Consider the following 6,612-nt stretch of genomic DNA (forward strand, 5'->3'; position numbering starts at 1 on the left):
GCGTGGTAGGAATCTCCAGCCTTCAGGCCGGGGAGGATGTCAAAAGACCTCAGCTGCCCAACACTGTGCAGCTGACAAAAAATACAGTTCTCTTGGGAGAGGAGCCGAAGGTGGTGGCGTTGGCGGCGCGGAGCGCTTGGGAGCGGATCCACCGGTTGGGAAAGGGGCGGCAAATGCTAACGTCAGAGTAGGGATCTTTCCGCTGGGCAAGGGATCCCGTTACCCTGGTTTTTGGCTTTTTCCCCAAGATCTGGATGTTGAGAGCTGGAATTGTCGGCCTGCCCAACGTAGGCAAATCTACCTTGTTCAACGCCCTCTGTGAAAATGCCAAAGCCGAGGCGGCCAACTTTCCCTTCTGCACCATTGAGCCGAATGTGGGGCGGGTGGCGGTGCCCGACGAGCGCTTGCAGGTGCTGGCCAAGATCAGCGGTTCTGCCGAGATCATCCCCAGCCAAATCGAGTTTGTGGATATTGCCGGGCTGGTGGCTGGAGCCAGCAAGGGGGAGGGTCTGGGCAACCAGTTTCTCTCCCACATTCGCCAGGTGGACGCCGTGGTGCACGTGGTGCGCTGCTTCCAAGACGAGAACATTGTGCATGTGGCGGGTTCGGTGGATCCCTTGCGGGATATCGGGGTGATCAACTTGGAGCTAGCCTTGGCGGATTTGGCCCAGATCGAGCGGCGCATAGAGCGGGTGCGCAAGCAGGCAAAGTCCGACAAAACCGCCCAACTGGAGTTGCAGGCTCTGGAACAATTACAGGCTGCCTTGGACGAGGGCAAGCCGGCTCGCCTGGTACCCCTCAGCCCAGAAGAAGAGCAGTTGATCAAAGGGTTGGGGCTGCTCACCCGCAAAAAAGTCATCTACGCCGCCAATGTGGCGGAAACGGATCTGGCCAGCGGCAATGCCTGGGTGGAGCAGGTGCGGCAATTTGCCGAGGCGGAAGGGGCAGGTGTGGTGGTGGTCTCAGCCCAGGTGGAGGCGGAACTGGTGGAGCTGCCCCCCGACGAGCGACAGGCCTATCTGGATTCGTTAGGGGTAAAAGAGGGCGGGCTGAAATCTCTCATCCGAGCCACCTACGAGCTGTTGGGCTTGCGCACCTACTTTACCTCTGGCCCCAAAGAAACCCGCGCTTGGACGATTCCAGTCGGCGCCACAGCCCCTCAGGCAGCCGGGGTGATCCACTCCGATTTTGAGCGGGGCTTCATCCGGGCCGAGACGGTGGCCTATGCCGATCTGGTGGCGGCGGGATCCCTGAATGCCGCCAAAGAAAAGGGCCTGCTGCGCAGCGAAGGCAAAGACTACGTCGTCCAGGAAGGGGACGTGATGCACTTCCGCTTCAATGTCTAGTTCCCTATCCTCCTGCATCTCTCAGGCAAGCTGGGTTTTCTCAGAAACTGAAGACTTGCTCCCTGTCTTTAGGCAAAAAGACTTAACCCGCCCTGGACAAGGGATCCCAGCGCAGCTCCGGCTGGGTCTGAGAGGGGGCCTTTTCCTAAGAAAACGGTTGACGCTGTAACGAAACATCACAATAATTGGACTAGATAAACAAATGTTTTAGGGATGTATTGATGGATCTGCTGCAATACGGCCCGATGGCCTGGGTTTACATGGCGATCTTTGCCTCTATCATTTGGTGTATTTGGGGTCGTTCGGAAGACGACATCATGTTCTAGCCAGAGCGGGAGAGCTTCCTCTGTCGGCGGGGGCCATTCCTTGCGCTTGAGCCGGCAGGGGCAGCCTTTCACCAATCGTGGCTCTGTAAGGACGTTGTAAAAAATTTTGTAGAATCCTGTTGGGCTTGCGCCAGCCTTGGGATTGACGGCAATACCATCCTAGGCAGTGGGAGACTTTTCCCCCTGCTTTTGCAACACGGCAGCCTGCAGCGGTTATGGGTGTTACCAGCTTGATCTCCCGACGTCCTCTGCCTGGGGCAGAACAGACGCCAGAGGGCTACCGTCTTTCTTGGCGGGGCGTTGGGGTGATGGGGGTGCTAAACGTTACCCCCGACAGCTTCAGCGATGGCGGCCTGTGGGGATCTGCAGAAGCGGCTGTGCAGGCAGCCAAAGCCATGGCAGCGGCAGGGGCCTTGATCGTGGATATTGGCGGCGAGTCCACCCGTCCGGGAGCGGAGCCGGTATCGGTGGAGGTGGAATGCGACCGAGTCTTGCCCGTGATCCGGGCCCTGGAAGGATCCGGGATCCCCATCAGCGTCGATACGCGCAGAACGGAGGTGGCGGCTGCGGCTTTGGCTGCCGGGGCGCACATCATCAACGATGTCAGCGGGCTGCGGGATCCCCAAATGATACAGGTCTGTGCCGAAAAGGGGGTGCCGGCGGTGATCATGCACATGCGGGGAGAACCGCGCACCATGCAGCAGCAGACCGACTATGCTGACCTGGAGGGGGAGGTTTTCGGTTTTCTCAGGGAACAGGCAGAGCGGGCCCTGGCAGCGGGCGTGCCCAGCGTTGTTTTGGATCCGGGCTTGGGCTTTGCCAAAACTGCTGAGCAGAATGTAACCCTGCTCAAAGCCCTACCGCGGCTGGTGGCCTACGGCTACCCAGTTTTGGTGGGGGCATCCCGCAAAAGTTTTGTGGGCAAGCTTTCCGGCATTGCCGTGCCCAGCGAGCGAGACAGCGCCAGCGTGGCCGTGCACCTGTTTGCAGCCAGCCGGGGGGCTGCCCTGGTACGGGTTCACAACGTGCCGGCTCATGTTTCCGCCCTTGCCACTTGGGAAGCTCTGCACCATGACGCAGGGTAGGCTGGTGCTGCAGGGCCTCGTCTTTCATGCCTATCACGGCCACTGCCCGGAGGAAGCGGTTTTGGGTGGGCGTTTTGTGGTGGACGTGGAGATGCGGCTTTCCCTAGCCGAGATCCAAGATGACCTCTCGCGCACGGTGGACTACGCCCAGGTGTACGAGAGGGTGCGGCAGGAGGTGACCGGCCAGCGCCGCCGCTTGATCGAGACCTTGGCAGACCAGATTGCAGAGTGGCTGTGGCAGAGCTATCCCCAGCTGGAGGCCCTGACCGTGCGGGTTCACAAGCCCCAAGCTCCCCTGCCGGGGCTGTTCGATGATGTTTACGTAGAGATCGACCGTCGCCGATCTGTATGAATCCCGACCTGGCCTACATTGCCCTGGGAAGCAACTTGGGGGATCCGCTGCAGCAGTTGCGCCTGGCTGTGCAGAAGCTGCCCCAGCTGGGAGAGGTGGCGGCCCGTTCCAGTCTCTACCGCAGCCCAGCCCAAGGGGGGCCACCCGGACAGCCTGATTACCTCAATGCAGTGGTGGCGTTGGATCCCTTTCCCCCCTACCGGTCTCCCCTGGAGTTGCTCGGGGCGCTGCTGGCCATCGAGCAGGAGGCAGGACGGGTGCGGCGCATCCGCTGGGAGGCCAGAACCCTGGATTTGGATCTGCTGGCCATGGGCAGCCGCATCCTGAACAGCCCTGAGCTGACGTTGCCCCACCCCCGCATGATGGAACGTGCTTTTGTCTTAGCTCCCTTGGGGGAGATCGCTCCCGACTGGCGTCACCCTGAGACCGGTGTGGGGGTCAAAGAGGCACTCATCAGTTTGGATCAGTCCTGGCTGGAGCGCACAACCCTCGGCTGGGAGTAAGAAAGAGTTTGGTAAGCTGGTTAGGGATTTCGGCAAAAGGGATCCCATGGACAGCCTCCAACTCTGGCAGCGCTACTGCGATTGGCTTTACTACCATCCCGGCCTGGAGATTTTCGTCGATATCAGCCGCATCCGTTTCACTCCCCCTCAGGTGGAAGCGCTACGGCCTCGCTTTGCCCAGGCTTTTGCCGATATGCAGGCTTTGGAGGCAGGAGCCATTGCCAACCCCGACGAAGGCCGCCAGGTGGGCCACTATTGGCTGCGGGCGCCCGAGCTGGCTCCCACCCCTGAAATCCGGCAGGCCATTCAGGATTCCATTGAGCGAGTGGAAACCTTTGCCGAAAAGATCCATCGCGGAACCATCCCGGCCAGCGGGGGGGGACGGTTCACCGAGCTGCTCTGCATCGGCATTGGCGGCTCAGCTCTGGGGCCGCAATTTGTGGCGGAGGCCCTGGCTCCGCTGCACCCCCCCCTGAACATCCACTTCATCGACAACACGGATCCCGACGGGTTTGACCGGGTGCTGGGGCGGCTGGCAGACCAACTGGGGCAAACGCTGGTGATCACCACCTCCAAATCCGGCGGCACCCCAGAGCCCCGCAATGGCTTGGTGGAGGTGAAGCTGGCCTACCAAAAAGCCGGGATCCCTTTTTCTGCCCATGCGGTGGCCATCACCGGCCCCGGCAGCCAATTGGAGCAGCAGGCGCGGCAGGAGGGGTGGTTGGAGGTCTTCCCCATCTTCGACTGGGTGGGGGGGCGCACCTCCGAAACGTCCCCGGTGGGCCTGTTGCCGGCAGCGTTGCAGGGCATTGATATCCGGGCTTTGCTGGCCGGGGCAGCCACCATGGATGAGGCCACCCGCCTGCCCCACCTGGAGCGCAATCCCGCCGCTCTACTGGCCATGGCCTGGTACATCGTCGGTCAAGGGCAAGGGCGCAAGGACATGGTGGTTTTGCCCTACAAGGATCGCCTGCTGCTGTTTAGCCGTTACTTACAACAGTTGGTGATGGAATCCCTGGGCAAATCCCACGATCTAAACGGCAACCGTGTGGAGCAGGGCATCGCCGTTTACGGCAACAAGGGCACCACCGACCAACATGCCTACGTCCAGCAGTTGCGGGATGGCTTGAACAACTTCTTTGTCACCTTCATCGAGGTGCTTCAGGATCGGGAGCCTGGGATCCCTTCCCCCTTCGTGGAGCCGCAGGTGACCAGTGGCGACTACCTGAACGGCCTGCTGCAGGGCACCCGCCAGGCCCTCTACGAAAACGGTCGCGACTCCATTACCGTGACGCTGCCACGGGTAGATGCCCGCTCGGTGGGGGCCTTGATCGCCCTCTACGAACGAGCCGTGGGCCTCTACGCCTCCCTAATCCAGATCAACGCTTACCATCAACCGGGGGTGGAAGCAGGCAAGAAAGCCGCCAGCGCTGTCTTGGAGCTGCAACGGCGATTGCTAGAGACGGTGCAGGAGCACCAGGGATCCCTGACTTTGCCCCAACTGGCAGAGAAACTGGGCTGCCCGGAGCGCATAGAAACCCTGTACTGGATTGTGCGGCACCTACACGCCAATGGCCGCGGAGTCCTGTTGACAGGGGATCCCGCCCGCCCCCTGGAGCTGAGCATCCAGCCCCGGCCCGCTTGATCCTCTGATTTCCTGGATTGGGTGTGGAGCGCAGGCTTGAGTTGGTCAATCTGTACCTCGCCTTAAGCCCTTCCCGGCCAGCCGACCCCCCTGCCTAGAATCGAGCAAGAGTCCACTCCAGGAGGAGACTATGGATCAATCTGCTGCCGTCCTGCCCCTACAAACCCCGAAAGATGTCTCCATCGAAGATATTGAGCAGGAGCTGAACAAGATCTGGTCTTCCAAAGGAGAGAGCGTTGCCGCCCGCGCTGCCACCTTTACCCTGGTGGTGTACGAATCTCTGGACGATGCGCTGTTGCTGCCTTCCCCCACCGTCGAAGCCATCGCCACCCAGAACCCCTGTCGCGTCATTGACCTGCGAGCCAAACGGGAGGGATCTGCAGACGACGCCATCGAGGCCCAGGTGGCCGCCTACTGTCCGGTGACCCGTGAGCAGCGCAGCTCGTTGGTCTGTTGCGAATACATCACCCTGAAAGCGCCCGAATCGGCCTTTGTGCGGGCCTGCAGCACCGTTGCCTCGCTGCTGATCCCCAACTTGCCCACCTTTTTGTGGTGGCAAGGGGATCTGGATTTGAACAGCTTGCTGTTTCAAAAATTGGTGGCTCTGAGCAACCGGGTCATCGTCGATTCACGGGGCTTTGTCAATCCAGAAGAAGATCTGCAGGAAATCCACCTCTTGGTGGGTGAGGGGCGCCACTGTGGGGATCTCAACTGGCGGCGGCTGCTGCCTTGGCAGGAACTCACCGCCCAAGCCTTTGACCCTCCCGACCGGCGGGAGTCCCTATACCTCGTAGATCGCGTGAACCTCGACTACAAAGCCGGCAATCCCTGCCAGGCGTTCCTTTTCCTGGGCTGGCTGGCCGGTCGCCTGGGATGGACTCCCACAGAGCGGGTTCAGGCTCAAGAACACGATTACAAGATTGACCGCATCCGCTTTCAAACCCAAATGGGCGGTGAGGTGATGGCAGAACTGGCGGCTGTGCCCTTGGCCTCGGAAATCAGCCAGCCGGGGGATCTCATCGGGCTGCGCCTCACCTCCAGCAACCAAGAAGCCGACGCCTGTACTGTGCTGTGCTCCGAAATCACAGGGTGTATGCGCATGGAAGCCATGGGGGGTGCTCAGAGATGTGTGGTTCGCCAGGTGGCTCCCCTGGAGCAGGATTCCCTCGACACCCTGCTGGCTGCCGAGTTGCAGCGGCTTGGCCCCGACTACCTCTACGAAGAAACCCTAGGGGTGGTGGATCAGATGCTGAAGCTGGGCAAAAGCTGAGATCTGCTTCTGGTTTAAGTGACATACTCCCGCACTCATACTGATGCAAAGCGCTCCGCGCCGCTAAAGCGAGAGAGTGCGGGCT

The 6,612-nt window shown here is 60.8% G+C and carries 7 protein-coding genes; all 7 read left to right on the forward strand.

Going from position 1 to position 6,612, the window contains the following annotated elements:
• A partial coding sequence (locus NW843_RS07610; RefSeq protein WP_414522578.1) for a hypothetical protein occupies positions 1-191 on the forward strand: 191 nt, incomplete at its 5' end.
• A 63-nt stretch (positions 192-254) separates the two neighbouring features.
• Positions 255-1,346, forward strand: coding sequence for a redox-regulated ATPase YchF (gene ychF, locus NW843_RS07615; RefSeq protein WP_011434459.1), 1,092 nt, complete (start codon positions 255-257; stop codon positions 1,344-1,346).
• A 541-nt stretch (positions 1,347-1,887) separates the two neighbouring features.
• Positions 1,888-2,757: a dihydropteroate synthase gene (folP, locus tag NW843_RS07620; protein ID WP_414522579.1), complete on the forward strand. Its 870-nt coding sequence runs from the start codon at positions 1,888-1,890 to the stop codon at positions 2,755-2,757.
• A complete protein-coding gene (gene folB / locus NW843_RS07625) occupies positions 2,744-3,109 on the forward strand; it encodes a dihydroneopterin aldolase (RefSeq protein ID WP_414522580.1) in 366 nt (121 codons plus the stop codon). The genes folP and folB overlap by 14 nt, the downstream gene beginning before the upstream one ends.
• Positions 3,106-3,612 carry a 2-amino-4-hydroxy-6-hydroxymethyldihydropteridine diphosphokinase gene (gene folK / locus NW843_RS07630; RefSeq protein WP_414342548.1) on the forward strand — a complete coding sequence of 169 codons (507 nt, stop codon included), beginning with the start codon at positions 3,106-3,108 and terminating at the stop codon, positions 3,610-3,612. Before folB ends, folK begins: the two co-directional genes overlap by 4 nt.
• A gap of 46 nt (positions 3,613-3,658) precedes the next feature.
• Positions 3,659-5,257, forward strand: coding sequence for a glucose-6-phosphate isomerase (locus NW843_RS07635; RefSeq protein WP_414522581.1), 1,599 nt, complete (start codon positions 3,659-3,661; stop codon positions 5,255-5,257).
• 130 nt (positions 5,258-5,387) lie between these two features.
• A complete protein-coding gene (locus NW843_RS07640) occupies positions 5,388-6,527 on the forward strand; it encodes a glucose-6-phosphate dehydrogenase assembly protein OpcA (protein ID WP_414350034.1) in 1,140 nt (379 codons plus the stop codon).
• The last annotated feature ends 85 nt before the right edge of the window (positions 6,528-6,612 follow it).

Source organism: Synechococcus sp. R5-12, assembly GCF_047502655.1.
Lineage (GTDB): Bacteria > Cyanobacteriota > Cyanobacteriia > Thermostichales > Thermostichaceae > Thermostichus.

Coding starts and splice junctions, on each gene's coding strand:
- ychF (WP_011434459.1), top strand. CDS start 255: ATGTTGAGAGCTGGAATTGTCGGCCTGCCCAACGTAGGCAAATCTACC.
- folP (WP_414522579.1), top strand. CDS start 1,888: ATGGGTGTTACCAGCTTGATCTCCCGACGTCCTCTGCCTGGGGCAGAA.
- folB (WP_414522580.1), top strand. CDS start 2,744: ATGACGCAGGGTAGGCTGGTGCTGCAGGGCCTCGTCTTTCATGCCTAT.
- folK (WP_414342548.1), top strand. CDS start 3,106: ATGAATCCCGACCTGGCCTACATTGCCCTGGGAAGCAACTTGGGGGAT.
- NW843_RS07635 (WP_414522581.1), top strand. CDS start 3,659: ATGGACAGCCTCCAACTCTGGCAGCGCTACTGCGATTGGCTTTACTAC.
- NW843_RS07640 (WP_414350034.1), top strand. CDS start 5,388: ATGGATCAATCTGCTGCCGTCCTGCCCCTACAAACCCCGAAAGATGTC.